This is a genomic window from Actinospica robiniae DSM 44927, assembly GCF_000504285.1.
Taxonomy (GTDB): Bacteria; Actinomycetota; Actinomycetes; order Streptomycetales; family Catenulisporaceae; genus Actinospica; species Actinospica robiniae.
Genome location: NZ_KI632511.1, coordinates 7,523,970 through 7,549,852, shown reverse-complemented (window position 1 = coordinate 7,549,852; position 25,883 = coordinate 7,523,970). Strand labels below are relative to the sequence as shown.

At 72.4% G+C, this 25,883-nt stretch carries 21 protein-coding genes; 3 read left to right on the top strand and 18 right to left on the bottom strand.

What is annotated here, in order from left to right:
- Positions 1–169 precede the first annotated feature (169 nt).
- The 8 genes from ACTRO_RS32525 to trpB form a co-directional block, all read right to left on the bottom strand.
- The gene (locus tag ACTRO_RS32525; protein ID WP_034269328.1) at positions 170–1,630 is read right to left on the bottom strand and encodes a glutamate synthase subunit beta; all 1,461 of its coding nucleotides are present in this window, start codon (positions 1,628–1,630) and stop codon (positions 170–172) included.
- Positions 1,623–6,179 carry a glutamate synthase large subunit gene (gltB, locus tag ACTRO_RS32520; RefSeq protein ID WP_034269325.1) on the bottom strand — a complete coding sequence of 1,519 codons (4,557 nt, stop codon included), beginning with the start codon at positions 6,177–6,179 and terminating at the stop codon, positions 1,623–1,625. Before gltB ends, ACTRO_RS32525 begins: the two co-directional genes overlap by 8 nt.
- Before the next feature lie 333 nt (positions 6,180–6,512).
- Positions 6,513–7,589: a prolipoprotein diacylglyceryl transferase gene (gene lgt, locus ACTRO_RS32515; protein WP_034269323.1), complete on the bottom strand. Its 1,077-nt coding sequence runs from the start codon at positions 7,587–7,589 to the stop codon at positions 6,513–6,515.
- Between the two features lie 15 nt (positions 7,590–7,604).
- On the bottom strand, positions 7,605–8,525 hold the full coding sequence (locus tag ACTRO_RS32510; protein WP_051451732.1) for a DsbA family protein: 921 nt from the start codon (positions 8,523–8,525) through the stop codon (positions 7,605–7,607).
- Between the two features lie 197 nt (positions 8,526–8,722).
- Positions 8,723–9,535 (bottom strand): DsbA family protein, encoded by an 813-nt coding sequence (locus ACTRO_RS32505; protein WP_034269320.1) that lies wholly within the window; start codon positions 9,533–9,535, stop codon positions 8,723–8,725.
- Positions 9,536–9,652: 117 nt separating this feature from the next.
- On the bottom strand, positions 9,653–10,192 hold the full coding sequence (locus ACTRO_RS32500; RefSeq protein ID WP_051451731.1) for a MauE/DoxX family redox-associated membrane protein: 540 nt from the start codon (positions 10,190–10,192) through the stop codon (positions 9,653–9,655).
- An 84-nt stretch (positions 10,193–10,276) separates the two neighbouring features.
- Complete coding sequence (gene trpA, locus ACTRO_RS32495) at positions 10,277–11,080, bottom strand: tryptophan synthase subunit alpha (protein WP_034269318.1); 804 nt, start codon at positions 11,078–11,080, stop codon at positions 10,277–10,279.
- A 3-nt stretch (positions 11,081–11,083) separates the two neighbouring features.
- Positions 11,084–12,298 carry a tryptophan synthase subunit beta gene (trpB, locus tag ACTRO_RS32490; protein WP_157436902.1) on the bottom strand — a complete coding sequence of 405 codons (1,215 nt, stop codon included), beginning with the start codon at positions 12,296–12,298 and terminating at the stop codon, positions 11,084–11,086.
- 123 nt (positions 12,299–12,421) lie between these two features.
- On the opposite strand from trpB, the gene ACTRO_RS47650 reads away from it, so the two are divergent.
- The gene (locus ACTRO_RS47650) at positions 12,422–12,580 is read left to right on the top strand and encodes a hypothetical protein (protein WP_157436574.1); all 159 of its coding nucleotides are present in this window, start codon (positions 12,422–12,424) and stop codon (positions 12,578–12,580) included.
- Positions 12,581–12,602: 22 nt separating this feature from the next.
- Here the strand turns inward: ACTRO_RS47650 and trpC are convergent, their stop codons facing one another.
- From trpC to hisI, 5 genes are all read right to left on the bottom strand, one after another.
- On the bottom strand, positions 12,603–13,409 hold the full coding sequence (trpC, locus tag ACTRO_RS32485) for an indole-3-glycerol phosphate synthase TrpC (RefSeq protein WP_034269315.1): 807 nt from the start codon (positions 13,407–13,409) through the stop codon (positions 12,603–12,605).
- 160 nt (positions 13,410–13,569) lie between these two features.
- Positions 13,570–13,929: a hypothetical protein gene (locus tag ACTRO_RS32480; protein ID WP_034269312.1), complete on the bottom strand. Its 360-nt coding sequence runs from the start codon at positions 13,927–13,929 to the stop codon at positions 13,570–13,572.
- A gap of 153 nt (positions 13,930–14,082) precedes the next feature.
- On the bottom strand, positions 14,083–14,778 hold the full coding sequence (locus ACTRO_RS32475; RefSeq protein ID WP_051451729.1) for a TIGR02234 family membrane protein: 696 nt from the start codon (positions 14,776–14,778) through the stop codon (positions 14,083–14,085).
- A gap of 59 nt (positions 14,779–14,837) precedes the next feature.
- A complete protein-coding gene (locus ACTRO_RS32470; RefSeq protein WP_034269309.1) occupies positions 14,838–16,379 on the bottom strand; it encodes an anthranilate synthase component I in 1,542 nt (513 codons plus the stop codon).
- 88 nt (positions 16,380–16,467) lie between these two features.
- On the bottom strand, positions 16,468–16,839 hold the full coding sequence (hisI, locus tag ACTRO_RS32465; protein WP_034269306.1) for a phosphoribosyl-AMP cyclohydrolase: 372 nt from the start codon (positions 16,837–16,839) through the stop codon (positions 16,468–16,470).
- A gap of 80 nt (positions 16,840–16,919) precedes the next feature.
- Here hisI and ACTRO_RS32460 point away from each other — a divergent pair, with 80 nt between their 5' ends.
- Entirely contained in the window at positions 16,920–18,047 is a 1,128-nt protein-coding gene (locus ACTRO_RS32460; RefSeq protein ID WP_034269304.1) for a hypothetical protein, read from the top strand.
- Positions 18,048–18,083: 36 nt separating this feature from the next.
- Here ACTRO_RS32460 and ACTRO_RS32455 read toward each other — a convergent pair whose 3' ends face one another.
- On the bottom strand, positions 18,084–19,919 hold the full coding sequence (locus ACTRO_RS32455) for an ABC transporter ATP-binding protein (RefSeq protein WP_034269301.1): 1,836 nt from the start codon (positions 19,917–19,919) through the stop codon (positions 18,084–18,086).
- Complete coding sequence (locus ACTRO_RS32450) at positions 19,916–21,799, bottom strand: ABC transporter ATP-binding protein (RefSeq protein ID WP_051451728.1); 1,884 nt, start codon at positions 21,797–21,799, stop codon at positions 19,916–19,918. Before ACTRO_RS32450 ends, ACTRO_RS32455 begins: the two co-directional genes overlap by 4 nt.
- Before the next feature lie 196 nt (positions 21,800–21,995).
- Here ACTRO_RS32450 and ACTRO_RS32445 point away from each other — a divergent pair, with 196 nt between their 5' ends.
- Positions 21,996–22,637: a TIGR03085 family metal-binding protein gene (locus tag ACTRO_RS32445; RefSeq protein ID WP_034269299.1), complete on the top strand. Its 642-nt coding sequence runs from the start codon at positions 21,996–21,998 to the stop codon at positions 22,635–22,637.
- Positions 22,638–22,713: 76 nt separating this feature from the next.
- Here ACTRO_RS32445 and ACTRO_RS32440 read toward each other — a convergent pair whose 3' ends face one another.
- Genes ACTRO_RS32440 through ACTRO_RS32430 form a run of 3 tightly spaced genes read right to left on the bottom strand, consistent with a single transcriptional unit; the run spans position 22,714 to position 25,795 of the window.
- Positions 22,714–24,189, bottom strand: coding sequence for an aldehyde dehydrogenase (NADP(+)) (locus ACTRO_RS32440; protein ID WP_084316679.1), 1,476 nt, complete (start codon positions 24,187–24,189; stop codon positions 22,714–22,716).
- Between the two features lie 7 nt (positions 24,190–24,196).
- A complete protein-coding gene (locus ACTRO_RS32435) occupies positions 24,197–25,000 on the bottom strand; it encodes an NAD-dependent epimerase/dehydratase family protein (RefSeq protein WP_034269297.1) in 804 nt (267 codons plus the stop codon).
- A gap of 21 nt (positions 25,001–25,021) precedes the next feature.
- Positions 25,022–25,795 (bottom strand): IclR family transcriptional regulator, encoded by a 774-nt coding sequence (locus tag ACTRO_RS32430; RefSeq protein WP_034269294.1) that lies wholly within the window; start codon positions 25,793–25,795, stop codon positions 25,022–25,024.
- Positions 25,796–25,883: the final 88 nt, after the last annotated feature.

Sequence of the window (25,883 nt, the reverse complement as noted above, 5' to 3'; positions counted from 1 at the left end):
ACCACATCAGTCAGGGGCGACTTCACCGGAAGCCGCCCCTGACGCTCGGGTGTACAACTGAGGAAGAATCAAACTCCGGAGCGTGAAAGAACCATGCCGCGGCGGGGGCGGACGGCGGACGGCCGCCGCCGGGGGCTCCCGACGGCGGCCGGCGATGCGGCGTCCGCGTTCAGACCGTCAGCTGACGGGTGGTCGGCTCGACCGAGGCCGGGAGCGTGGAGCTCGCGGCCAGGTACCGGTCGACCGCGGCCGCGGCGGAGCGGCCCTCGGCGATGGCCCAGACGATCAGCGACTGGCCGCGGCCGGCGTCTCCGGCGACGAAGACGTTCTCGACGTTGGTCCGGTACTCGCCGTCGCGCTTGATGTTGCCGCGCTCGTCGAGGTCGAGGCCGAGCTGGGCGACCAGGCCGTTGTCCTGCTCGGGGCCGGTGAAGCCCATGGCGAGCAGCACCAGGTCGGCCGGCAGCTCGCGCTCGGAGCCGGGGACCGGCTGGAACCGGCCGCCCTCGAGCTTGACCTCGGTCAGCCGCAGGGCCCTGACGTGCCCGCCCTCGTCGCCGACGAACTCGGTGGTGCTGACCGCGTAGACCCGCTCTCCGTTCTCCTCGTGTGCGGAGGAGACGCGGTAGGTCATCGGGTAGGTCGGCCAGGGCTGGCCGTCCGGGCGCTCGTTCGGCGGCTTGGGCATGATCTCGAGCTGGGTGACCGAGAGCGCGCCCTGCCGGGTGGCGGTGCCGAGGCAGTCCGCGCCGGTGTCGCCGCCGCCGATGACGATGACGTGCTTGTCCTTCGCCGTGATCGGCGGGGTGACGAAGTCGCCCTCGGAGGACTTGTTCGACAGCGGCAGGTACTCCATCGCCTGGTGCACGCCGTCGAGCTCGCGGCCGGTGACCGGCAGGTCGCGGGCCTTGGTGGCGCCCACGGCGAGCACGAGCGCGTCGTAGCGGTCGCGCAGCTGCGAGGCCAGGATGTCCTGGCCGACGGCGACGCCGGTGCGGAACTTGGTGCCCTCCGCCCGCATCTGCTCGATCCGCCGGTTCAGGTGCCGCTTCTCCATCTTGAACTCGGGGATGCCGTAGCGCAGCAGGCCGCCGATGCGGTCGGCGCGCTCGTACACGGCCACGGTGTGGCCGGCCCGGGTCAGCTGCTGGGCGGCGGCCAGGCCCGCGGGGCCGGAGCCGATCACGGCGACGGTCTTGCCGCTGTGCCGCTCGATCTCCTGCGGCTTGACCAGCCCGGCGTCCCAGGCCTTGTCGATGATGGCGACTTCGACGTTCTTGATGGTGACCGCGGGCTGGTTGATGCCGAGCACGCAGGCGGTCTCACACGGCGCCGGGCACAGCCGCCCGGTGAACTCCGGGAAGTTGTTGGTCGCGTGCAGGCGCTCGATCGCCTCGGCCCAGTCGTCCCGCCAGACCAGGTCGTTCCACTCGGGGATCAGGTTGCCGAGCGGGCAGCCGTTGTGGCAGAACGGGATGCCGCAGTCCATGCAGCGGCCGGCCTGCTTCTGGATGATCGGGAGCAGGGCGCGCTGCGGGTAGACCTCTTTCCAGTCCTTGACCCGCTGATCGACCGGGCGTCGCTCGGGGTGCTGGACCGGGGTGGTCAGGAATCCGCGCGGGTCAGCCATGTGCGGCCTCCATGATCTTCTCGAGGGTCTCCTGCTCGCTCAGACCCGCGCGCTGCGCGGCGGCCCGAGTGCCGAGTACCTGCTTGTAATCGGTGGGCATGATCTTCGCGAAGCGGGCGATCGAACCCGCCCAATCGGCCAGCAGGACGGCGGCGGCCTGGGAACCGGTCTCTTCGAAGTGGCGCTTGACGGTCTCGTGCAGGAACGCGCGGTCATCCGCGTCGAGCGCCTCGACGTTGACGAGTTGGGGGTTGACCCGGGCGACCTTGAGGTCGAGCACGTACGCGATGCCTCCGGACATGCCCGCGGCGACGTTGCGGCCGTGCTCGCCGAGGATGACAACGCGTCCGCCGGTCATGTACTCCAGCGCGTGGTCGCCCACGCCCTCGACGACCAGGGTGGCGCCGGAGTTGCGCACGGCGAAGCGCTCGCCGACGGTTCCGGACAGGTAGATCTCGCCGCCGGTCGCGCCGTAGCCGACGACGTTGCCCGCGATGATGTTGCGGGAGGCGTCGAACCCGGACTCGCGCGGCGGGCGCACGATGATCCGGCCGCCGGACAGGCCCTTGCCCACGTAGTCGTTCGCGTCGCCTTCGAGGCGCAGCGTGATGCCGCGCGGGAGGAAGGCGCCGAGCGACTGGCCGGCCGAGCCGGTCAGGGTGATGTCGATGGTGTCGTCGGCCAGGCCGGCGCCGCCGTACCGCTTGGTCACCTCGTGGCCGAGCATGGTGCCGACGGTGCGGTTGACGTTGCGCACCGCCAGCGCCGCGCGGACCGGGGTGCCGTCCTCGAGGGCGTCGTGGGCCAGGTCGATCAGCTGGTTGTCGAGCGCCTTGGCCAGCCCGTGGTCCTGGACCGTGGTGCGGTGGCGGGCGGCTCCCTCGGGCAGTTCGGGCAGGTGGAAGACGGGGGCCAGGTCGAGGCCGGCCGCCTTCCAGTGCTCGACCGCCTTGGCGGTGTCCAGGTGCTCGACCCGGCCGACCGCCTCCTGCAGGGTGCGGAAGCCGAGCTGGGCGAGCAGCTCCCGGACCTCCTCGGCGATGTACTCGAAGAAGGTCACCACGAACTCGGGCTTGCCGGAGAAGCGGGCGCGCAGCTCCGGGTTCTGGGTGGCCACGCCGACGGGGCAGGTGTCGAGGTGGCACACGCGCATCATGACGCAGCCGGAGACGACCAGCGGCGCGGTGGCGAAGCCGAACTCCTCGGCGCCGAGCAGCGCGGCGATGACGACGTCGCGGCCGGTCTTGAGCTGGCCGTCGGTCTGCACCACGATCCGCTCGCGCAGGCCGTTGAGCAGCAGCGTCTGCTGGGTCTCGGCGAGGCCGAGCTCCCAGGGGCCGCCCGCGTGCTTGAGCGAGGTGAGCGGGGCGGCGCCGGTGCCGCCGTCGTGGCCGGAGATGAGCACCACGTCGGCGTGCGCCTTGGACACGCCCGCCGCGACCGTGCCGACGCCGACCTCGGAGACCAGCTTGACGTGCACGCGGGCCGAGGGGTTGGCGTTCTTCAGGTCGTGGATGAGCTGGGCGAGGTCCTCGATGGAGTAGATGTCGTGGTGCGGCGGCGGCGAGATGAGGCCGACGCCCGGCGTGGAGTGCCGGGTGCGCGCGACCCACGGGTAGACCTTGTTGCCGGGCAGCTGGCCGCCCTCGCCGGGCTTGGCGCCCTGGGCCATCTTGATCTGCAGGTCGTCGGCGTTGGTCAGGTACTCCGAGGTGACGCCGAAGCGGCCGGAGGCGACCTGCTTGATCGCCGAGCGGCGCTGCGGGTCGTGCAGGCGCTCGGGGTCCTCGCCGCCCTCGCCGGTGTTGGACTTGGCGCCGATGGAGTTCATCGCGATGGCGAGGGTCTGGTGCGCCTCGAGCGAGATGGACCCGTAGGACATCGCGCCGGTGGAGAAGCGCTTGACGATCTCGCTGACCGGCTCGACCTCGTCGATCGGGATCGGGGCGCGGCCGCCCTCGGCGAAGGCGAACAGGCCGCGCAGCGTCATCAGCCGCTCGGACTGCTCGTTCACCCGGGAGGTGTACTGCTTGAAGATGTCGTAGCGGCGCTGCCGGGTGGAGTGCTGGAGCCGGAAGACGGTCTCCGGGTCGAACAGGTGCGGCTCGCCCTCGCGCCGCCACTGGTACTCGCCGCCGGTCTCGAGGCGGCGGTGCGAGGCGCGGTTGACCCCGCGCGGGTAGGCGCGGGCGTGCCGGGCGGCCACCTCGGCCGCGATCTCGTCCAGGCCGATGCCGCCGAGCTTGGAGACGACGCCGGTGAAGTAGGTATCGGTCAGCTCACGGCTCAGGCCGACGGCCTCGAAGACCTGGGCGCCGCGGTAGGAGGCGACGGTGGAGATGCCCATCTTGGACATCACCTTGAGCACGCCCTTGCCCAGCGCCTTGATCAGGTTCTTGATGGCCTTGTCGGAGGGCACGGCGACGAACGTGCCGGCGTTGGCGAGGTCCTCGACCGTCTCCATGGCCAGGTACGGGTTGACCGCGGCGGCGCCGAAGCCGATCAGCAGCGCGACGTGGTGCACCTCGCGCACGTCGCCCGCCTCGACGAGCAGCGAGGTGTGCGTGCGGGTCTTCTCCCGGATCATGTGGTGGTGCACCGACGAGGTGAGCAGCAGCGACGGGATCGGGGCCTGCTCGGCGTCGGAGTGCCGGTCGGAGAGCACGATGATCCGCGCGCCGTCCTCGATGGCGGCGGTGACCTCGGCGTTGATCTCGGCCAGCCGGTCGCGCAGGGCGGTGCCGCCGCCGGCGGCGCGGTAGAGGCCGGAGACGGTGACGGCCTTGAGGCCGGGCAGGTCGCCGTCCGCGTTGATGTGGATGAGCTTGGCCAGCTCGTCGTTGTCGATCACCGGGAACGGCAGCTCCACCTGGCGGCACGAGGCCGGGGTGGTGTCGAGCAGGTTGTCCTCGGGACCGATGGTGGTGCCCAGGGAGGTGACCAGCTCCTCCCGGATGGCGTCCAGCGGCGGGTTGGTGACCTGCGCGAACAGCTGCGTGAAGTAGTCGAACAGGAGCCGCGGGCGGCGCGAGAGCACGGCCAGCGGGGTGTCCGAGCCCATGGAGCCGATCGGCTCGTACCCGCTCTTGGCCATCGGGGCGAGCAGGACGCGCAGCTCCTCCTCGGTGTAGCCGAAGGTCTGCTGGCGGCGCACCACGGAGGCGTGGGTGTGCACGATGTGCTCGCGCTCGGGCAGCTGCTCGAGGTGGATCAGACCGGCGTGCAGCCAGTCCTGGTAGGGCACCTCGGCCGCGAGCGAGGACTTGATCTCGTCGTCCTCGACGATGCGGTGCTGCGCGGTGTCGACCAGGAACATACGGCCGGGCTGGAGCCGGCCCTTGCGCACGACCTTGGCCTGGTCGATGTCGAGCACGCCGACCTCGGAGGCCAGCACGACGAGGCCGTCCTCGGTGACCCAGTAGCGCGACGGGCGCAGGCCGTTGCGGTCGAGCACGGCGCCGATGAGGGTGCCGTCGGTGAAGGTGATCGAGGCCGGGCCGTCCCAGGGCTCCATCTTGCAGGAGTGGTACTGGTAGAAGGCGCGACGGCTCGCGGCCATCTCGGTGTGGTTCTCCCACGCCTCGGGGACCATCATCAGCACGGCGTGCGGCAGCGAGCGCCCGGCCAGGTGCAGCAGCTCGAGGACCTCGTCGAAGCTGGCGGAGTCGGAGCCGGACGGCGTGACGATCGGGAAGACCCGCTCGAGCGGGCCGCGGATCACGTCGGTGGCCAGCTGGGACTCGCGGGCCCGCATCCAGTTCTTGTTGCCCTGGACGGTGTTGATCTCGCCGTTGTGCGCGATGAAGCGGTACGGGTGGGCGAGCGGCCACGCCGGGAAGGTGTTGGTGGAGAAGCGCGAGTGGATCAGCGCGATGGCGCTGGCGAAGGCCCGGTCGGACAGGTCGGGGAAGAACGGCTCGAGCTGTCCGGTGGTGAGCATGCCCTTGTAGACGATGGTGCGCGCCGAGAGCGACGGGAAGTAGGTCTCGGTGCTGTGCTCGACCCGCTTGCGCAGGACGAAGGCGAGCCGGTCGAGGTCGAGGTCGCGCTCGCCCTCGGCGCCGGCCACGAACAGCTGGCGGAAGCGCGGCATGACCGCGCGCGCGGTCGCGCCGAGCAGCTCGGGGGTGACGGGCACCTCGCGCCAGCCGAGGACCTCGAGGCCCTCCTCGGCGGCGATGACCGCGACGGCGGAGCGGGCGGCGGCCTCGGACTCGTCGTCGTCCGGGATGAAGGCGAGTCCGGCGGCGTAGGATCCGCGGGCGGGCAGCTCGAACGGGACCTGCTCGCGCAGGAAGGCGTCCGGGATCTGGACCAGGATGCCGGCTCCGTCGCCCGAGTCGGCCTCGGCGCCGGAGGCGCCGCGGTGCTCGAGGTTGCGCAGGGCGGTCAGCGCCTGCTCGACGATCTGGTGGCTCGGCTCGCCGGTCAGGGTGGCGACGAAAGCGACACCGCAGGCATCCCGTTCGGCGCGCGGGTCGTAAAGGCCCTGTGCCGCGGGTATAGCGCGCCAGAGAGCACCTGGGGCTTGGGGGGACGATGAATACACCGGGTCCTCCGTGTCGTCTTGGGGCCGCAACGTGAAGTGTGCGCGCACGAGGGACGACTCTGGCCCTGCCGCGGTGGAATCGAACGTTACACGATGGGTGCGGATTCCGTAATGAGAGAGGCTTTCGTCTCGCTATTCGGACGTCGAGTCGTTGACCTGCGGTGCTCATGCGCTACAGCGTGTTTTCCCCGGGTTGCGCCGCTTTCACTCTTCCGGCTTATGACGCATGTCACAACCACGTGAACGCAGGCAGGCCGCCTCCTGAACGGAAGCGGCCTGCCTGCGGGAATGCGTACGCGGGCGGATTGCGGCCCGGCGCACTTGGCGTTCTTTTTACGCGTGCTCCTCGTGCTTCGCCCCGTCGACGGCCTCGGCGTCGTCGTCCTCGGCGGACTCGGCGCTCAGCGCACGCTCCTGCGGGTCTCGGTCCGCGTCGTTCTCAGGGCGTCGTCCACCGCTGGACACGTCCTCGGAAGCGGCCTCGCCCTCGTCCTCTCGGTCGTCGGCTCGCGCGCCGCCCTCCGGGGCATACGGCTTGAAATACGGCCAGTACAGCTCCTCGCGGCTCTCCTTGCCCGGACGCAGCCGCCGCGAGATCAGGAAGTAGGCCAGCGCGGCGCTGAAGCAGACGATGGACGCCCAGTCGTTGACGCGCAGGCCCAGGAACGCGTGCGCGTAGTCGCTGCGCAGGTGCTCGATCCAGCCGCGGCCCGCGGTGTAGCCCATGACGTACAGCGCGAACAGCCGGCCGTGCCCGATGCTGAAGCGGCGGTCCGCCCACAGCAGCAGCACGCACACCAGCACGTCCCAGATCACCTCGTAGAGGAAGGTGGGCTGGAAGTGGCCGAGCACGGTCGAGGTGCTCCCCGGGCAGGCCACGGCCTGGCGGATGCCGTCCTGGCTCATGCAGTGGATGGTCAGGCCCCACGGCTTGCTGGTCGGGTCGCCGTAGAGCTCGTTGTTGAACCAGTTGCCCCACCGGCCCATGGCCTGGGCCAGCACGATGCCGGGCGCCACCGCGTCGGCGTAGGCCGGCATCCGCACCCCGCGGCGGCGCGCGCCGATCCAGGCGCCGAGGCCGCCCAGGGCGATCGCGCCCCAGATGCCGAGGCCGCCGTCCCAGACGTAGAAGACCCGGACCCAGTCCTCGCCGTGCTCGAAGTAGAGCTCCGGGTCGGTCACCACGTGGTAGAGCCGCCCGCCGATCAGGCCGAACGGCACGGCCCAGATCGCGATGTCGGTGATGATGTGCGGTTCGCCGCCCTTGGCCCGCCAGCGCCGTTCGCCGAGGATCACCGCGATGGCGATCCCGGCGATGATGCACAGGGCGTAGAAGCGGACGGGCAGCGGTCCGATCTGGAGCCCGGCCGTGGACGGGCTGGGCAGATAGGCCAGCGTGGTGGAGTTCATGGTTCCGGTTCCGGCTTACGAGGCGCTGGGCGACGACGAGGCGGAGGCGCTCGCCGAGGAGGTGGGGGCGGTGGACGGGGACGCGGGCGGCGACGCGGTGGACGAGGCCGCCGCGGTGCCCGAGGCCGGAGCCGACGCGGCCGCGGACGCCTTGGCGGCCAGCTGCTGCATCTGCGTGGTGAAGGCGGCCGGGGTGGAGAGCGTCAGCTTGGTCCCGTTGGCCATCAGGGTCGGGGTCGCCGCGTTCGCGACGCCGACGACCTGCTCGAGGTCGCGGTAGTTCTGCTTGATCCAGCCGTCGTACTTGCCGGACTTGACGCAGGACTCGAAGGTCGGGCTGTCCAGGCCGGACACCTGCTTCGCGTAGCCGATCAGGGTGCTGGTGGAGCTGAAGGTGTCCGTGGACTCGGACGCGGGCTGATGGGCGAAGAGGAGGTCGTGGTAGGCCTCGAAGTAGCCGGCGTTCTGGGCGCAGGCCATGGCGTTGCCGCCGGCCAGCGAGCCGGAGCCGCCGTCGCTGTTGTCGATCAGGTCGACCAGGTGCACCAGCACCTGCACCGTGCCGGCCTTGACCAGGGCCTTGTAAGCACTCTGGTACTGGCTCTCGAACGCGCCGCAGTCGGAGCAGCGGACGTCTTCGTAGACGGTCACCTTGACCGGGGCGCCGGAGTCGCCGATCGGTATGGCCATGCCGTCGGCGCTGGTGATCCCGCCGCTGGTGTCGGCCACGGTCTTGGTCGGGGCCGACGGCGCACCGGAGGGCTGGATCGCCCCGGTGACGACGATGCTCAAGACGATCGCGAGCAGGACCACGCCGAGCGAGGACCCGTAGACCGCGGTGCGCCGGTTGCGCGCTTCACGCCGCGCCAGCTCGGCCCGCACGAGGGCGGCCCGCTGCCGCGCCAGCTCTTTGCCGATTCGATTCGCCCTGCTCATCGCGTGCTCGCTCGCTCCGCTCGTCGTCAGCAACGCCTCGGCGGACCCGACGCCCTCGAGGTCCGGGCGCGCACCGCCGTGCCCCGGTGACGCCCGCCTGGGAATCCTATGCTCGCGGCGGGGCGTCGCGGGAGGGCGAGTGCGCCTTCTCGGAGAATTCTCGGCAAGGCGTGACCCGCTTGTGACCTTGACGCTGCTCACCCCGCGGCGGCGACGGCCCGATCGAGCGCGGCGGTGAAGTTCTTCTCCTGGGTCGCGGCGGGCTGCGAGGTGAGTTCGAACGGCTGGCCGTTGATCAGGTAGTCGGGCGTGGAGACGTTGCCGCCCTCCGCGCTGGAGAGGGCGTCGTAGTTCTTCACCACCCAGGGCTGGTACTTCCCGGACTTCACGCAGGTCTGGAAGGCCGAGGTGTCGAGGCCGGAGACCTGCTTGGCCAGCGAGATCAGGGTGTCGGCGGAGGCGTAGGCGTCGTCGGTCTCGGGCGGCTGGTTGGCGAAGAGGACGTCGTGGTAGCCCTTGAACTTTTCATTGCCGACGTCCTGCGCGCAGCCGGCCGCGCTGCCGGACTCGATCGAGCCGGTGCCGCCGTCGTTGCGGTCGATCAGGTTGACGATGTGGAACTGCACCTTGATCTTCCCGGCCTTCGCCTGGGCGGTGTAGATCGGGCCGAACATCGACTCGGCCTCCTTGCAGAACGGGCAGCGGAAGTCCTCGTAGACGGTCAGCGTCACCTTGGCGTTCTGGTCGGTGCCGTAGGGCACGGCCAGCCCGTTCGCGACGGTGCCGGTGGGGAAGACGAGCGGGCCGTTGGCGGCGGCCGAGGAGTTCTGGCTGCTGTTGTGCTGCACCGCGATACCGATGCCGACGGCGACCGCGATGACCAGAACGACGATCCCGCCGATCAGGAACTGCCGCTTCCGGCGCGCCTTGGCCTGCTCCGCGGCGTAGGCGGCGGCAGCCCGTTCGCGCCCCTTGGCCGAGCGCTTGTCGTCCTTGCCCTGCGGTGACATGACTCCTTATCGTGCCGCAGCGTCTCTTTGCGTGATGATCGACACGCGGTGGGTGAGAACGGCGAAGCCCCCGTCCGGCGGACGGGGGCTTCGCGGTTCACGCGGGCGGACGAGCGGCTACGGCAGCAGCGCCTCGTCGGCGGAGAAGCGCGACTTGGGCCGCCAGAGCAGCCAGAGCGCCGGGATCAGGAAGACCACGTCGCGCAGCACGTCCAGGGTGTAGCGGGTCTGGCCGGCCGAGACCACGCCGCCGGTGCCGCCGCAGCCGCAGTTGATGTGGATGCCGCGGGCGCCGAGCGAGATGATCGCGCCGATGTAGACCAGCAGCAGAAGCCCGGACAGAGCGGCCACCAGGCGGGTGCCGAGGCCGATGATCAGCAGCAGGCCGAGGGCGAGCTCCAGGTAGGGCTGCGCGTAGGCGAACGGCGTGATCAGGCCGCCGGGCAGGATGTGGTAGTTGCGCACGTCGGCCACGTTCTGGGTCGGCGTGGCCAGCTTCGGCGCCGCGTAGTACACCCACATCACGCCGAGCAGCACGCGCGCGACCAGCGAGATCCACCGCCCGTTGGCGTCCAGCCAGGACGGGGGCGCGGCCTCGTCCTCGACCCGGCGCCCGTTGTCGGTGTTGTTGCCGGTCACAGCGCCCTTGGTCGCCATGGCGTGTTCCCTTCTCGGATGCCCTCGTCGGCTACGGTGGTGCGGCTTCGCGCGGTCAGACGCGAATGTCGCACAAACCGTATCTCACCGTCGGCCCTTCCTGACAGCCTCGGCCAGCTCCTCGGCCAGCGCGCGCACCCCGGCCAGACCGGCCGCCTCGTCCGGCGCCTCGATCAGCCGGCGCACGAAGGCCGAGCCGACGATCACCCCGTCCGCGAACGCGGCCACCTCGGCCGCCTGGACGCCGTTGGAGACGCCGAGGCCGACGCAGACCGGCAGGCCGGTCTGCTCGCGGGTGCGCGCGACCAGGTCCTTGGCCGAGCCGCTCACGGCCTCCCGGGTGCCGGTGACGCCCATCAGCGAGGCGGCGTAGACGAAGCCCCGGCACACGTCCGTGGTCAGCGCGATCCGCTCCGAGGTGGAGGTCTGGGCGACCAGGAAGACCCGGTCGAGCCCGTGCGCGTCGGCGGCGGCGATCCACTCGTCCGCCTCCTCCGGGATCAGGTCGGGCAGGATGGTGCCCGCTCCCCCGGCCGCGCTCAGCTCGGCGGCGAAGCGGTCCACGCCGAAGCGCTCGATCGGGTTCCAGTAGCTCATCACCAGGGTCGGCGCGCCGGTGGCGGCCGCGCCCTCGACCACGCGCAGCACGTCCAGGGTGGTCACCCCGGCGTCGAGCGCGGCCTGCACGGCCTTCTGGATCACCGGGCCGTCCATCTGCGGGTCCGAATACGGCAATCCGACCTCGACGATGTCGACGCCGCCCTCGATCATGGCGCGCAGGGCCGCGATCGAGCCGTCCACCGAGGGGTAGCCGGCCGGCAGGTAGCCGATCAGCGCCGCGCGGTCCTCGGCCTTGGCCGCGGCCAGCACATCAGAGAGCTTGCTCACGGTTCAGGCCTCCGTGCCACTGTGCTTGTCGAGGGCGACTTCGTCGCTGAAGTAGGCAGCGGCGGTGTGCATGTCCTTGTCGCCGCGGCCGGACAGGTTGACCAGGATGACCGGCTCGCGGCCGAGCTCCTCGCGCAGCTTGGGGGCGATGCGCAGGGCGCCGGCCACGGCGTGCGCGGACTCGATCGCCGGGATGATGCCCTCGGTGCGGCACAGCAGGCGGAACGCCTCCATCGCCTCGGCGTCGGTGACCGGCTCGTAGACGGCCCGGCCGGTGTCGTGCAGGTAGGCGTGCTCGGGACCGACGCCGGGGTAGTCCAGGCCGGCCGAGATGGAGTGGCTGGGCAGGGTCTGGCCGAACTCGTCCTGCAGGATGTAGGTGCGGGCCCCGTGCAGCACGCCGAGCGCGCCGCCGGTGATGGAGGCGGCGTGCAGGCCGGTCTCCAGGCCGGAGCCGCCGGCCTCGAAGCCGTAGAGGCGCACGTCCTCGTCCGGGACGAACGCGTGGAAGGCGCCGATGGCGTTGGAGCCGCCGCCGACGCACGCGGCCACCGCGTCCGGCAGCGCGCCGGTGAGCTCGAGGATCTGGGCGCGCGCCTCGACCCCGATGATGCGGGCGAAGTCGCGCACCATCGAGGGGAACGGGTGCGGGCCCGCGGCGGTGCCGAACAGGTAGTTGGTGTGCTCGACGTTGGTGACCCAGTCCCGGATCGCCTCGTTGATGGCGTCCTTGAGCGTGCGCGAGCCGGCGGCCACCGGCACCACCTCGGCGCCGAGCATGCGCATCCGGGCCACGTTCAGGGCCTGGCGCTCGGTGTCCTCCTCGCCCATGTAGACCACGCACTCGAGGTCGAACAGGGCGGCGGCGGTGGCCGAGGCCACGCCGTGCTGGCCGGCGCCGGTCTCGGCGATGACCCGGCGCTTGCCCATCCGCTTGGTCAGCAGGGCCTGGCCGAGGACGTTGTTGATCTTGTGCGAGCCGGTGTGGTTCAGGTCCTCGCGCTTGAGCAGGATCCGCGCGCCCGCGTGCTCGGAGAGCCGGTGCGCCTCGGAGAGCAGCGAGGGCCGGTTGGCGTAGCTGCGCAGGAGGTGGGTGAGCTCGGCCTGGAACTCGGGGTCGTTCTTGGACTTGTGGTAGGCCTCGGTCAGCTCGGCCAAGGCGGCCATCAGCGCCTCCGGCATGAACCGGCCGCCGATCTTGCCGCGCGGGCCGACCATCGGGTCACCGTAGTGTCCGGCAGGATCGGGCTGGGGTGAGACGTGCGCGTACGACGCCGCGAAGAAGGCGTCGGAAAAGGTGGAATCGTCCGTCATCGGACTGCGAGCTCCTCAGGAATCGCCATGCGTGAACCGGGCAGCGGGCTGCCGCGCGACACCCTGGACGAGGGCGGCTACGCGGCCGCGGCCCGCCATCGGCGACCCGCCGGCGCGTGGCGCCACCACGGCCGCCGACGGGCGGCGGCGCGGGGAGAGGTCGACGTGCTCACGGGGCGATCCTAGTGCCTGCCGGCGATCCGCCGGCTCAGCGGCCGCGGCGCATGGCCGGGTGGGCTCCGGCGGCGACCAGGTCGGCCACGCAGGAGCGCGGGTCCCGGCCGGTGACCAGGGACTCGCCGACCAGCACGGCGTCCGCGCCGGCGTTGGCGTAGGCGATCAGGTCGTGCGGGCCGCGCACGCCGGACTCGGCCACGCGCACCACCGAGTCGGGGATGCGGGGGGCCAGCCGGGCGAAGGTGTCCCGGTCCACCTGGAGGGTCTTGAGGTCGCGCGCGTTGACGCCGATGATCTTGGCGCCGGCGTCCAGCGCCCGGTCGATCTCCTCCTCGGAGTGCACCTCGACCAGCGGGGTCAGGCCGATCGACTCGGCCCGCTCGATCAGCGAGACCAGCGCGTCCTGGCCGAGCGCGGCGACGATGAGCAGGGCGAGGTCGGCGCCGTTGGCGCGGGCCTCCCACAGCTGGTAGCTGGAGACGATGAAGTCCTTGCGCAGCACCGGGATGTCCACCCGGGCGCGCACGTCCTTGAGGTCCTGCAGCGAGCCGCCGAACCGGCGCTGCTCGGTCAGCACACTGATGACGCTGGCGCCGCCGAGCTCGTAGTCCGCCGCCAGTGCGGCCGGGTCGGCGATCGCGGCCAGCGCGCCCTTGGACGGGCTCGACCGCTTGACCTCGGCGATCACCGCGACGCCCTCGCCGCGCAGGGCGCGGACGCCGTCCTTGGCGGACGGCTGCGTCCGGGCCCGGGACTTGAGCTCCTCGAGCGGGGTGACGGCCTGGCGCTCAGCCAGGTCGGCGCGGACACCCTCGATGATCTCCTCGAGCACGTTCACCCTGGTACCGTCCCCTCGATAGGCACGCCCACACACGGCGCCGTCTTGCCCTGCCATGCTATCGGCCCGGCGCGGTGCACGCTGCCAAGATCCACATCACGAAACGCGCCCCGCTCCGCCGTGCGGCGTGAGCAGGGCGCGGACCTCGCTCGGCGCCGCGTCAGGCGGCGACGCGGGCGGCCTTCGCCTCGGCCTTGGCCGCGGCCCAGTCGCTGTTGGACTTGGCGCCGAGGCCGGCGCCGTTCAGGGCCACGTTGACGACGATGGCGATGATCTGCAGGACGCCGCCGATGATGACCACGGACCAGATGTGGAACGGGAAGGCGACGCCGCCGGCGAGCCAGCCCAGACCGGAGATGAGGCAGGCCCAGGTGCGGGCCGGAGCGTGCCCGTGGTCGATGTGGTGCTCCTCGATCGTCGGCAGCGACGAGGCGCCCATCATGGCCATGCCGGCGCCGGCGACCTTCGCCAGGGGCGAGGAGCCCTTCTCCGCCTGAGTCTCTTCGATCACCTGCGACATGGTTGCTGAACTCCTACAAGTGGAAGATAGGACCGCGCTCACGCGCTGTCCCTATTGTTCCGCATCACGCTGCGTGGTCGAAATCGGGGGGTGGCCAGGAGACGCAGATCACTCGGCCTCGCGTACGTTCCGTGTCTACGCGGACACATGACGTCAGGTCAGGTCGTTTCCGCGACCCTGCGCGTCCCAGATGTCACGGGCCGTCACCGCGCGGTCGGCGGGCTTCGCGCCCTCGGCGGCCGCGGCCGCCGGCGCCTCGTAGCGGTTGCCGAGCCCGGACCAGCCGCGCCCGCGCGCGAGCGTGTAGATCCCGGCCAGGCACAGCAGCACGCCGCCGACGATGGTCAGGTACGGCCACGCGTTGTTGTGCACGTGGCTGACCACCGCGTCCGAGCCGAGACCCTGCGACGCCGCCGACGAGCGCAGCGCGGCGTCGAGGGAGTGCAGCCGGTCGGCCACCGCGTAGACGGTGCCGGCCCCGGCCAGCGCGAGCAGCGCCCCGACCAGGTAGCGGCCGAGGTTGCGCACGGCCAGCAGCGCCACCGAGCCGGCCAGCCCGGCCAGGCCGAGCGCGTAGGGCGCGCTGGTCAGCTGCGAGCCGGACGCGCTGACGCCGAAGGTGATCGGCGTGGTGACGTCGCCGTGCGCCCAGCCGCGTCCGATGGTCAGCAGGATCACGCCGGCGCCGAGCGCGGCCAGCAGCGCCGCGGTGGCCTTGGCCTGCGCGGCGCGCCGGGCCGGGCGCACCGGGGCCTGCTCGGTGACCGTCGCGGCGTCCTCGGAGCCGGCCTCGCCGGCCGGCGGGGCGGAGGCGGCGTCGCCGGTCGCGGACTGTGCTGCTGATGCCATGCGACCATCCTCGCAAACCGGGTCGCGGCCGCTGCGGGCGGGGCCGCTCCCCGGCCGGCTCAGGCCGCGGGCCGCAGCGTCCCGGCCGCGGCGACCGCGCGCAGCACGGCCATCGCCTTGTTGCGGCACTCCGCGTCCTCGGACTCCGGCACCGAGTCGGCCACGACGCCCGCGCCCGCCTGCACGTAGGCGACGCCGTCGCGCAGCAGCGCCGTGCGGATCGCGATCGCGGTGTCGGCGTCCCCGGCGAAGTCGAGGTAGCCGACGCAGCCCCCGTACACGCCGCGGCGGGTGGGTTCGAGGTCGTCGATGATCTGCAGCGCGCGCGGCTTGGGCGCGCCGGAGAGGGTGCCGGCCGGGAACGCCGCGAGCAGCACGTCCAGCGCGGTGCGTTCCGGCGCGATCCGGCCGACCACGGTGGAGACCAGGTGCATCACGTGGCTGTAGCGCTCCACCGCCATGAATTCGAGCACGTCCACGCTGCCGGGCTCGCTGATCCGGCCCAGGTCGTTGCGGCCGAGGTCGACCAGCATCAGGTGCTCGGCGCGCTCCTTCGGGTCGGCCAGCAGCTCGTCGCCCAGCGCCGCGTCCTGCTCCGGGGTGGCCCCGCGCGGACGGGTGCCGGCGATCGGGTGCAGCATCGCCTCGCCGTCGGCGACCTTCACCAGCGCCTCCGGCGAGGAGCCGACGACGTCGAAGCCCGTGTCCGCGCCGTCGGCGCCATCGGCGCCGGGGAAGCGGAACAGGTACATGTAAGGGCTCGGGTTCGTGGCCCGGAGCACCCGGTATACGTCCAGCGCGCTGGCGTCGGTGGCCATCTCGAAGCGCTGGGAGAGCACGATCTGGAAGGCCTCGCCCGCGCGGATCTGCTCCTTCGCCGCGTCCACCGCGGTCCGGTAGTCCTCGCCGGTGCGGTTCCCGGTGTACTCGGGCGCCGTCTCGAGCCGCAGTGTGGCCGGCGGCAGCCGGTCCGGCCGGCCCAGATCGGCGGCCATCGCGTCCAGCCGCTTCACCGCACCCTGGTACGCCGCGTCCACGCCGTCCGGGGTGCCGTTGAGGTTGATCGCGTTGGCGATCAGGGTCACCGTGCCGTCGGTGTGGTCGAGCACCGCGAGGTCGGCCGCGAGCAGCATGGTCAGCTCGGGCAGGTTCAGGTCGTCCTTGGCGTGGTCGCCGACCCGCTCGAGCCGCCGGACCGTGTCGTAGCCGAGATAGCCGACGAACCCGCCGGTGAGCGGCGGCAGGTCGGCGCGGTCCCGGTCGTGCGGGGTGCGCAGCAGCTCGAGCGCGGCCCGCAGCACCTCCAGCGGCGCGCCCTCGGTCGGCGCCCCGGTCGGCGGCGTGCCGATCCACCGGGCGCGGCCGTCCTTCTCGCTCAGCGCGAGCTCGCTGCGCACCCCGACGAAGGAGTAGCGCGACCAGACGCCGTGCTCGGCGGACTCGAGCAGGAAGGTGCCGGGCCGCTCGGCCGCGAGCTTGCGGTACAGGCCCACCGGGGTCTCGCCGTCGGCCAGGAACCGGCGGGTGACCGGGATGACCCGGCGGGAGCCGGCCAGGGCCCGGAAGGCGGACAGGTCTGGTGTGGTCGCACCGGTCGTCATGGCTGACATTCTGGCAGCCGGGCGCAAGGGCCGAGACCGGTGTCCAGCGGGCGAAGCCGGCGTGCGCCCGCCTCGCCCGCCGTCCGCCTCACTCCTCGCCGAGCGGCAGCTCCCGGCCGTCGAAACAGGTGTGCGTCCCGGTGTGGCAGGCCGGGCCGGACTGGTCGACCTTGACCAGCACGGTGTCGCCGTCGCAGTCCAGGGAGACCGACTTGACCGCCTGGAAGTTGCCGGAAGTCGCCCCCTTGACCCAGTATTCGGCGCGGCTGCGCGACCAGTAGGTGGCCCGGCCGGTGGTCAGCGTGCGGCGCAGCGCCTCGTCGTCCATCCAGGCCAGCATGAGGACCTCGCCGCTGTCGTACTGCTGCACGACCGCCGGGAGGAGTCCCTGGGTGTTTCGTCTCAACTGCGCTGCAATCGCCGGGTCCAAGGCCGGAGATACGGGCGTCGTCTCATCCATGTGCCCTATTGTCGCGCTCGGACGATCACGTCGGGACCCACCGGGCCGGACGCGGCGGCACGAGTGGGAGGACTGCGGCGATGACCAGGCACGCGGCGACGAGCCGTCGGCTCGGCGCGGGCCTGCTCGCGACGCTGCCCGCCTGGCTGGTCGCGCACCTGGTCGTGCTGCTGGTGTGCCGGCAGATCAGCCCCGGCGACGTGCTCGGCCCGCTCTACGTCTGGGACACGCACTGGTATCTGGCCGAGGCCGACGGGATGGCGCACGGCACAGCGGTGTTCACCGACCAGACCGGCGCCGGCGGGCTGGCCCACTTCTTCCCGCTGACCTCGCTCGCCACCGCCGGGCTGACCGTCGTGACCCGGCTGCCCACCGCGTTCGTGCTGTTCGCCTTCAGCTGGACGATGTCGCTGCTGTTCGGCGCGCTGGTCTACCTGATCGCGCTCACCGAGACCGAAGACGAGGGCACGGCGCGCCGGGCGGCGTGGCTCAGCCAGCTCGCGCCGGGAGCGTTCGTGCTGGTCATGGGGTACACCGAGCCGCTCGCCGGGGTGCTCGCGGCGGGCTACTTCCTGGCCGTGCGGCGCGGCCGGCCGGGGTGGGCGGTGGCGCTGGGCCTGCTCGCCGGCGTGTCGCGGCCCACCGGCGTGGTGCTGGCGCTGTTCGGCCTGATCGAGGCGATCCGGCGGGCGTACCGCAGCGACTGGCGGCCGCGGAGCATACTCAGCGGGCTCGCGCAGGCCGCGGCCCCGCTGATCGGTCTCGGCGGCTACCTCCTGTACTGCCAGCTGCACTTCGGCGACTGGATCCTGCCGTACGCGCAGCAGGTCACCGGCGGCAACCGGGGATCGGTGGCGCAGAACCCGCTCGGCACGTTCCAGTACCTCGCGCAGAGCGGCTACCCCTATGGCGGCCAGATCCTGCTCACCTCGGCGATCTGCGCCCTGATCGCGCTCGCGGGGCTGATCGCCTGCCTGTTGAAGCTGCCGATCTCGTATACCGCCTGGTCCGCGGTGATGTTCTGGCTCGGCATCACCTCGCCCTTGTTCACCTCGGAGCCGCGCTACCTGGCCGCGCTCTTCCCGCTGCTGATCGCGCTGGCCGTGGTGGCCCGGCGGTGGTGGCAGTGGTACCCGCTGCTGGCGCTGAACACCGGCATGCTGGCCTGGGTCGCCTGGCTGGCGCTCTCCTGGCATCAGGTCGCTTAGGGCCTGTCCGGCCCTAGACAGTGCGCTGAGTCTCCGCTACCGCCCCACGGCCGTGCGCGCCCACGAGGCGTAGAGCCCCGCGTAGATGCCGCCGCGGTCCACCAGCTCCTGGTGCGGGCCGCGCTCGGCCAGCTCGCCGGCGTCGAACACGAACACTTCGTCGGCCGACTGCGCGGTGGAGAGCCGGTGCGCGATCGAGACCGTCGTGCGGCCGCGGGTGAGCGCCTCCAGCGCCCGGGCGATGCGCTGCTCGGTCGCGGGGTCGACCGCCGAGGTGGCCTCGTCGAGCAGCAGCAGGTCCGGATCCGCGACGTACGCGCGGGCCAACGCGACCAGCTGCCGCTCGCCCGCCGAGAGGGACTCGCCGCGCTGCCCGACCTGGGTGGCCACGCCCTGCGGCTGGCCGGCCAGCCACTCGCCGAGCCCGAGCGCCTCGAACGCCGCGGCCACCGCCGCGTCGGCCGCGCCGGGAGCTCCGTAACGCACGTTGTCGGCGAGGGTGCCCTCGAACAGGAAGCCGTCCTGAGGGACCATCACCACCCGGCGGCGCAGCTGCTCGAACGGGATCCGCCTAGCGTCGACGCCGCCGATCAGCACACGGCCCTCGATCGGGTCCATCAGCCGGGTGAGCAGCTTGGCGAAGGTGGTCTTGCCCGAGCCGGTCTCGCCCACCACCGCGATCCGCGAGCGCGCCGGGATCACCGCGTCCACCTCGTGCAGCACCCGGGGACCGCTCGGGTAGGCGAAGGCCACGCCCTCGAAGCGCACGTCCAGCGGCCCGGCCGGCAGGTCCTCGCCCGCCGCGCCCGGATCCGGCACGTCCGGCACCGCCTCGAGCAGGCCGATCACCCGGCGCCAGCCCGAGATCGCGTTCTGCGCCTCGTTGAGCACCTCGACGCCCCACTGCACCGGTGTGATGAACAGCGAGACCAGGAAGAGCATGGCGACGAGCTGACCCGCGGTCAGATGCCCGCCCACGCCGAGGAGCGTGCCGACCACGATCACGCCCGCGTTCGCGAGCCCGGCCGCGATCTCGCCGGCGCTGAAGGTGGTCACGACGATCCGCTGGGCCCGGACCTGGGCGGCCCGGGTGTCCTCGATCGAGGCGTTCATCCGCTCGGCCATCCGGTCCTCGATGCCGTACGCGCGCACGACCGGGGTGCCGACCAGGGTCTCGCTGACCGCGCCGAGCATGTTGCCGATGGCCTTGCGCACCGCGCTGTAGCGCTTGCCGGTGGCCTTCTGCACGATCCGCATGGTGGCGAACAGCGGCAGGAAGCAGACCCAGATCAGGATGGTCAGCTGCCAGGAGTAGACCGCCATGACGATGGTGGCCAGCCCCATCTGGGCGATGCTCACCACCAGGGTGAGGCCGCCCTCCTGGATGAAGTTGGTGATGGTGTCGACGTCCGAGGTCACCCGGGAGACCAGCGAGCCGCGCTGTTCCGCCTGCTGGTGCGCGACGGAGAGGTCGTGCACGTGCCGGAACGCCTTGATCCGCAGCCCGGCGAGGCCGGACTCGCTGGCCCGGTAGAGCCGCCGGCTCATCGCGGTGGCCGAGACCATGGTGACCACCACGGCGCAGGCCGCGATCAGCACCATGTGTTCGACCTCGGCGACGTCCACCTTGCCGGAGGCCGCGCCGAAGCCCTTGTCCATGGCCTGCTGCACGGCGACCGGGATGACGATGCGCCCGGTGGTGGCGACGAGCGCCAGCAGGATCGTGACGCCCATGCCCCGGGTGAACTCGGGCGAGAGCCGCAGGCCGGCGCGCACGATCCGCAGCGGACCGCCGGAGGCCTCGCCGACGATCAGGGTCTCGGGAGCGGCCGGCTCCGCGGCCTGCTCGAGCTCTTCCACGACGGCGGTCATGCGGGGATCTCCTCGGCCTGGGTCGGGGCGTAGGGCTGCGCGGTCTCGAGCGGCTCGGCGGATCCGTCCGGCTCGGCGGACTGAGCCTCCTCGGCGGCCTTGGCGTACGCGGTGATCAGCTCGCGGTAGCCGGGGCTGGCCGCGAGCAGCTCGTCGTGGGTGCCGCGGGCGCTGATCGCGCCGTTCTCGAGGAAGAGCACTTCGTCGGCGAGCGCGACCGTCGCCTTGCGGTAGGCGATGACCACGACCGTGGCGCCGGGCCCGGTGGAAGAGCCCTGCTCGCGCAGCCCGTCGAGGATCGCCGCCTCCACGCTCGGGTCCACCGCGGAGGTGCAGTCGTCGAGCACGAGCAGCCGGGGGCGGCGGGCCAGCGCGCGGGCCAGGGCGAGGCGTTGGCGCTGGCCGCCGGACAGCGTCGTGCCGCGCTCGCCGATGACGGTGTCGAGTCCGGCCGGCAGGGCCTTGACGAAGCGTTCCGCCTGCGCGGTGCGCAGCGCGGCCCACACCGCGTCGTCGGACATGTCAGCGCCCAGAGTCACGTTGGCGCGCACGGTGTCGCCGAAGATGAAGGTCTGCTGCGGGACGAGCGCGACCGCGTCGGAGACCTCGCCCTTGGCGTAGTCGGCGAGGACGGTGCCGTCCAGGCGGATCTCGCCGCCGGTCGGGTCGGCCAGCCGGGCCAGCAGCGCGGCGAGCGTCGACTTGCCCGCGCCGGTGGCGCCGACCAGCGCGACGGTGCGTCCCGGAGCGACCGACGCGGTCAGCGAGCGCAGCACCGGCGACTGCTCGGTGCCGGGGTAGGCGAAGTCGACGTGGTCGAACTCGAGGGCCGCGGCTCCCACTGCGGCGTTCGTGGCCGCGGTCCCGTAGTCGGTGTGGTCCCGCGCGGCCAGCACAGCGGCCACCCGCTCGTAGCCGACCACGGCCCGGGGCAGGTCGCCGAGCACCCAGCCGATGGCCTGGATCGGGAAGGCCAGCAGGGTGATCAGGTACGCGACGTTGACCACGTCGCCCGGCCGGGCGTGGCCGGCCGCGACCTGCTGGGTGCCGAACAGCAGCACGGCGAGCACGCCGAGGTTCGGCAGTGCCTCGAGGATCGGGCTGAACAGGCTGCGGGCCCGACCGGCCGCGATGTTGGCGTCACGCAGGTGGTTGGCACGCACGGCGAAGCGCTCGGTCTCCGCGGCCTCCCGGCCCAGCGTCTTGACCACGAGCGCGCCGTCGAAGGACTCGTGCGCGACCTCCGCGACGTGCGCGCGCAGCTCCTGGGCGCGGGCGAAGCGGGGTCCGGAGAAGCGGACGTACACCGTGTTGGTGGCGATGACCGCCGGGAACAGCAGCACTCCGACGAGGGCGAGCACCGAGTTGGTCAGGAACATGTCGACGATGGCCATGAGCAGCATCACCACCACGCCGAGGGACATCGGCATCGGCGCGATCGGCATGAACGACATCTCCACGTCGGAGTTGGCGTTCGACAGCAGCCGTCCGGTGGGCCGCTGCTGATGCCAGCTCAGCGGGAGCCGGAGGTACGCGGCGGTGACGCGGCGGCGGAACCTCGCCTGCATCCGGAACTGCAGCACGCCAGCCAGCAGCCGGCGGCCGAAGATGCCGAGCACCTTGGCCACGGCCACGCCCACGATCAGCAGCCCGCCGGCCGCGAGCATCCCGGCCGGGGTGTGGCGCGTGGAGAAGGCCGGGAGCACGACGTGGTTGGTGGCCCACCCCGCGGCCCAGGCCGCGCCGACGGTCATGGACCCGTAGAGCGCGCTGCCGAGCAGCGCGCCGGCGAAGACCCGCTTCTCCGTCCGGATCGCGAGCCCGAGCACCCACAATCCGCGGCGGGTCGGCGAAGCTTTCGCCGGATACGGGCGTGACATGGCGGATCCCCCTCGTGGCAGGCGCGACGCGGCCGCGCGGACAGGTGCGTGGAGCGCGGTGCCGGGCACCGGCGACGGACACACGCTCTTCGACACTAGCCAAGCAACGCCGCTGGTGTATAGGGAGATTCCCCCCGCGCGATCCTTACGTTATCGGACGATGGCTCAGCCGCTCGCCTGCCGATACTCTGTGCGCATGACCGGATTCGCAGCGCGGGAACGGCAGGCCCTGGCCGAGACTCTGGCGACGATCGGGCCGGACGCCCCGACCCTGTGCGCGGGGTGGCGCACCGACGACCTCGTCGCGCACCTGGTGCTGCGCGAGGGCAGGCCGGACGCCGCCGCCGGGATCGTCGCCAAGCCGCTGGCCGGCTGGACCAGGCGGGTCCAGAACCGCAGCAAGAAGCGGCTGCCCTACCCGGGCCTGGTCGAGCGCTTCCGCTCCGGCCCGCCGCCCTGGTCCCCGACCCGGGTGGGCGCGGTGGACGAGGCGGCCAACGTGCTCGAGTTCTTCGTCCACCACGAGGACGTGCGCCGCGCGGCGCAGGACTGGGAGCCGCGCAAGCTCGATCAGGAGCACGAGGACGAGCTCTGGCGCCGGCTGCGCAGCGGGGTGAAGCTGATGTTCCGCAAGGTGCCGGTCGGGGTGACGCTGGTGCGCACGCCGAACCAGCTCACGGTGGTGGCCAAGCCGGCCACGCCGCTGATGGTCACCGTCTCCGGGCCGGTCGGGGAGCTGGTGCTGTTCTGCTTCGGCCGCAAGGACGCCGCGCGGGTGGAGCTGTCCGGGGACGACACCGCGGTCGGTCGGCTGCAGCGCGCCACGCTGGGGTTCTGAGCCGCGGCCGCGTCGGCCCGGGACCTCCGTCAGGGACGCGCGGGCGCATCCCTGACGGGCACTCGGCTCGAGGTTCTCAGCTCAGGGCGGTCGGCAGCAGCGCGGCCGGCGCGTCCTGGTAGACCACCGGCACCAGCCAGCGCCGGATCGCGGCCGAGCCCACCGAGGTGTGCGCGGGCGCGGTGGTGGCCGGGTAGGGGCCGCCGTGGTGCTGGGCGTGCGTCACCGCGACGCCGGTCGGCCAGCCGTTGAACACGATGCGCCCGGCGATCTGCTCGAGCTCGGGCAGCAGTTCCCGGGCCGCCTCCACGTCCCCCTCATCCTCGGCGTCGAGGTGGACGGTCGCGGTCAGATGCCCCTCGCCGAGGCTGCCGCCCTCCAGCAGCCGGCGCGGGTCGTCCGCTCCGCCGGGCTGGTAGGTGACGACCAGTCCGACCGGACCGAAGTGCTCCTCGCGCAGCGCCTCGGCGTGCTGCCGGAAGTCCTCGGCGGTCACCGTGTACACGGCCGGGGTCGGCGCCCAAGGCCCGGTGCCCGGCTTGCCCTCGGCCAGCAGCCGCACGCCCGGCACCCCGGCCAGCTCCTGCGCGCCGGCCACCAGTCCGGAGTGGATCCGCTCGGCCAGCATCGGCCCGCCGACGGTGCCGGACATGGCCTCGGCCACCGCTTCCAGCAGCTCCTGGTCTTCGGGCACGAAGATGATCCCCGGGTTCGTGCAGAACTGGCCGGAGCCGAGGGTGAGCGAGGCCGCGTAGCCGTTGGCGATCTCGGTGCCGCGCGCGGCGACCGCGCCCGGCAGCACCACGACCGGGTTGACCGAGCCGAGCTCGCCGTAGAACGGGATCGGGTCGGGCCGCTCGGCGCACAGCTTGGCCAGCGCCAGGCCGCCGCGGGTGGAGCCGGTGAAGCCGACGCCCGCGATGTCCGGGTGCCGCACCAGCCGCACCCCGGCCTCGAAGCCGAAGACGATCTCGAACACGCCCTCCGGCGCCCCGGCCCCGGCCAGCGCCTGCCGGACCAGCTCGGCCGTGCGCAGCGAGGTGTGCGGGTGCGCCTCGTGCGCCTTGACGACCACCGGGCAGCCGGCCGCAAGCGCGGAGGCGGTGTCGCCGCCGGCGACGGAGAAGGCGAAGGGGAAGTTGGAGGCGGCGAACACCGCGACCGGCCCGATCGGCCGGTTGATCCGGCGCAGGTCCGGCCGGGCGCCGTCGGCTCGCTCGACCACCGTGTCCTGATACCCGCCGGCGCCCAGCACCCCGGCGAACAGCCGCAGCTGCCCGGTGGTGCGGGCCACCTCGCCGGTCAGCCGGGCGGCGCCGAGCGCGGTCTCCCGGTCTGCCAGCTCCACCAGCTCGTCGGTGTGCGCGTCGAGGGCGTCCGCGACGGCCTCGAGGGCCACCGCGCGCTCCAGCCGCGCCCACGGGGCGGCGGCCGAACGCGCCCGGGCCACCGCCCGGTCCACCTCGTTCGGAGCGGTGGCGGGCACCGGCTCCCCGGCGGGCTCGCCGGTGCGCGGGTCGTAGCCCTGGATGATCTCGTCCGCGACGGTCATGGGTGCCTCACAGATTCTCTGCGTCGAGGGAGGGAAAGCAGAACGGACCGCCGAGGTGGGCGAACACGGGGTCCTGCGGGTCGAGCGGGCCGAACTCGGCGATGAGCTTGTCGGCGAAGATCTCGGCGTCGTCCTGCGGCTCGTAGCCGAGCTCGCGCGCGCCGGCCTGGGAGACCCAGCCGCCGCGGGTGTTCGCGGAGACGCCGTAGACGATGCGGTAGCCGGGACGCTCCGCGGCGAGGCAGGCCTCGAACAGCCGCCCGGCGTCGTCCGGCGAGAGCCAGGTGGACAGGGCGCGCAGGTTGGTCGGCTCGGGGAAGCAGGACAGGATCCGGACGCAGATCACGTCCATGCCGTAGCGGTGCGCGTAGAGCGCGCCGAGGCCCTCGCCGGCCACCTTGGAGACGCCGTAATAGGTGTCCGGCAGCGGCGTGACGTTCTCGGCCACGGGGTAGTCGGCGGGAGTGTGGTAGCCGACCGCGTGGTTCGAGGAGGCGAACACCACCCGCGGCACCCCGGCCCGGCGGGCGGCCTCGAAGACGGTGTAGGTGCCGTTGATGTTGACGTCGAGGATGGTCTGCCACGGCGCCTCGGTGGCCTGGCCGCCGAGGTGGACCACCGCGTCGACGCCCTGGCAGGCCTCGATCATCGCGTCGAGGTCGGTGACCGAGGCGCGCACGGCCTCCTCCCCCGCCGCCGGGACGAGCTCGGCGAGGTCGAGCAGCCGGAGTATCCGGCCCGTTCGGGCGAGCCGGGGCCGCAGCAGCGTCCCCACGCCGCCGGCGGCGCCGGTGATCAGGATGGTGGACAAGGGTTCTCCTTCCGAGTCGGCTCAGCCGGTGCGCAGGATCGCGCTCAGATCCTTGGCGTGCCGGACGATCGCCTCCAGCACCTGGGCCGCGTGCTCGGCGTCGTCGAGCCGCACCGAGGGCACGGAGCAGCTGATGGCGTCGATGGCCGGGCTCTTGAAGTCGAGCGCCACGGCGAAGCAGCCGAGGCCGACGGTGTTCTCGCCGCGTTCGACCGCGTAGCCGCGTTCGCGGGTCTCGGCCAGATCGGCGAACAGGGCCTGACGGCTGGTCAGGGTGTGCGGGGTGAGGGGGTCGAGCCGCTCCGGGAGCAGAGCGTCGACCTCGTCGTCGGTGTGCTCGGCGAGCAGCGCCTTGCCGAGCGAGGTGGCGTGCGCGGGCAGCCGGCGGCCGACCCGGGAGGTCAGCCGCAGCTGGTGCGCGGACTCGCGGCTGGCCAGGTAGACCACGTCGCCGGCGTCGAGCCGGGCGAGGTGCACGGTCTCGTTGACCTCGGCGCGCAGCTCCTCGAGCACGCGGGTGGCGGCCCGGATGACCGGGTCGCGGTCCAGGTACGAAGTGCCGACGAGCAGGGCCCGGACGCCGATGGAGTAGCCGGTGCCGCGCCGGTCGGTCTCCACCCAGCCGCGCGCGACCAGGGTGCGCAGCAGCACGAACAGGCTGGACTTGGGATAGGACAGCTCGCGCTGGATCTCGCTGAGGGTGAGCGGCTCACCGGTGCGCGAGAGCAGCTCCAGCAGCTCCACGGTGCGATCGGCCGATTTGACCGCGGCGGGAGCCTGGGAGTCGGATGCCATGGGGTTCCCTTCCGCAAGCCGCGCGGGCCACTCGCCCGCGCGCGTCGAGGCCATCGTGCCAGGGCCTCGAAATGTTCACAAGTGCGAC

Bases quoted from the DNA above. Each gene is read 5' to 3' on its own strand.
- ACTRO_RS32525 (WP_034269328.1), bottom strand. From the start codon at position 1,630: ATGGCTGACCCGCGCGGATTCCTGACCACCCCGGTCCAGCACCCCGAG.
- lgt (WP_034269323.1), bottom strand. From the start codon at position 7,589: ATGAACTCCACCACGCTGGCCTATCTGCCCAGCCCGTCCACGGCCGGG.
- ACTRO_RS32510 (WP_051451732.1), bottom strand. From the start codon at position 8,525: ATGAGCAGGGCGAATCGAATCGGCAAAGAGCTGGCGCGGCAGCGGGCC.
- ACTRO_RS32505 (WP_034269320.1), bottom strand. From the start codon at position 9,535: ATGTCACCGCAGGGCAAGGACGACAAGCGCTCGGCCAAGGGGCGCGAA.
- ACTRO_RS32500 (WP_051451731.1), bottom strand. From the start codon at position 10,192: ATGGCGACCAAGGGCGCTGTGACCGGCAACAACACCGACAACGGGCGC.
- trpB (WP_157436902.1), bottom strand. From the start codon at position 12,298: ATGGTCGGCCCGCGCGGCAAGATCGGCGGCCGGTTCATGCCGGAGGCG.
- ACTRO_RS47650 (WP_157436574.1), top strand. From the start codon at position 12,422: ATGCGTGAACCGGGCAGCGGGCTGCCGCGCGACACCCTGGACGAGGGC.
- ACTRO_RS32480 (WP_034269312.1), bottom strand. From the start codon at position 13,929: ATGTCGCAGGTGATCGAAGAGACTCAGGCGGAGAAGGGCTCCTCGCCC.
- ACTRO_RS32475 (WP_051451729.1), bottom strand. From the start codon at position 14,778: ATGGCATCAGCAGCACAGTCCGCGACCGGCGACGCCGCCTCCGCCCCG.
- ACTRO_RS32470 (WP_034269309.1), bottom strand. From the start codon at position 16,379: ATGACGACCGGTGCGACCACACCAGACCTGTCCGCCTTCCGGGCCCTG.
- hisI (WP_034269306.1), bottom strand. From the start codon at position 16,839: ATGGATGAGACGACGCCCGTATCTCCGGCCTTGGACCCGGCGATTGCA.
- ACTRO_RS32460 (WP_034269304.1), top strand. From the start codon at position 16,920: ATGACCAGGCACGCGGCGACGAGCCGTCGGCTCGGCGCGGGCCTGCTC.
- ACTRO_RS32455 (WP_034269301.1), bottom strand. From the start codon at position 19,919: ATGACCGCCGTCGTGGAAGAGCTCGAGCAGGCCGCGGAGCCGGCCGCT.
- ACTRO_RS32450 (WP_051451728.1), bottom strand. From the start codon at position 21,799: ATGTCACGCCCGTATCCGGCGAAAGCTTCGCCGACCCGCCGCGGATTG.
- ACTRO_RS32445 (WP_034269299.1), top strand. From the start codon at position 21,996: ATGACCGGATTCGCAGCGCGGGAACGGCAGGCCCTGGCCGAGACTCTG.
- ACTRO_RS32440 (WP_084316679.1), bottom strand. From the start codon at position 24,189: ATGACCGTCGCGGACGAGATCATCCAGGGCTACGACCCGCGCACCGGC.
- ACTRO_RS32430 (WP_034269294.1), bottom strand. From the start codon at position 25,795: ATGGCATCCGACTCCCAGGCTCCCGCCGCGGTCAAATCGGCCGATCGC.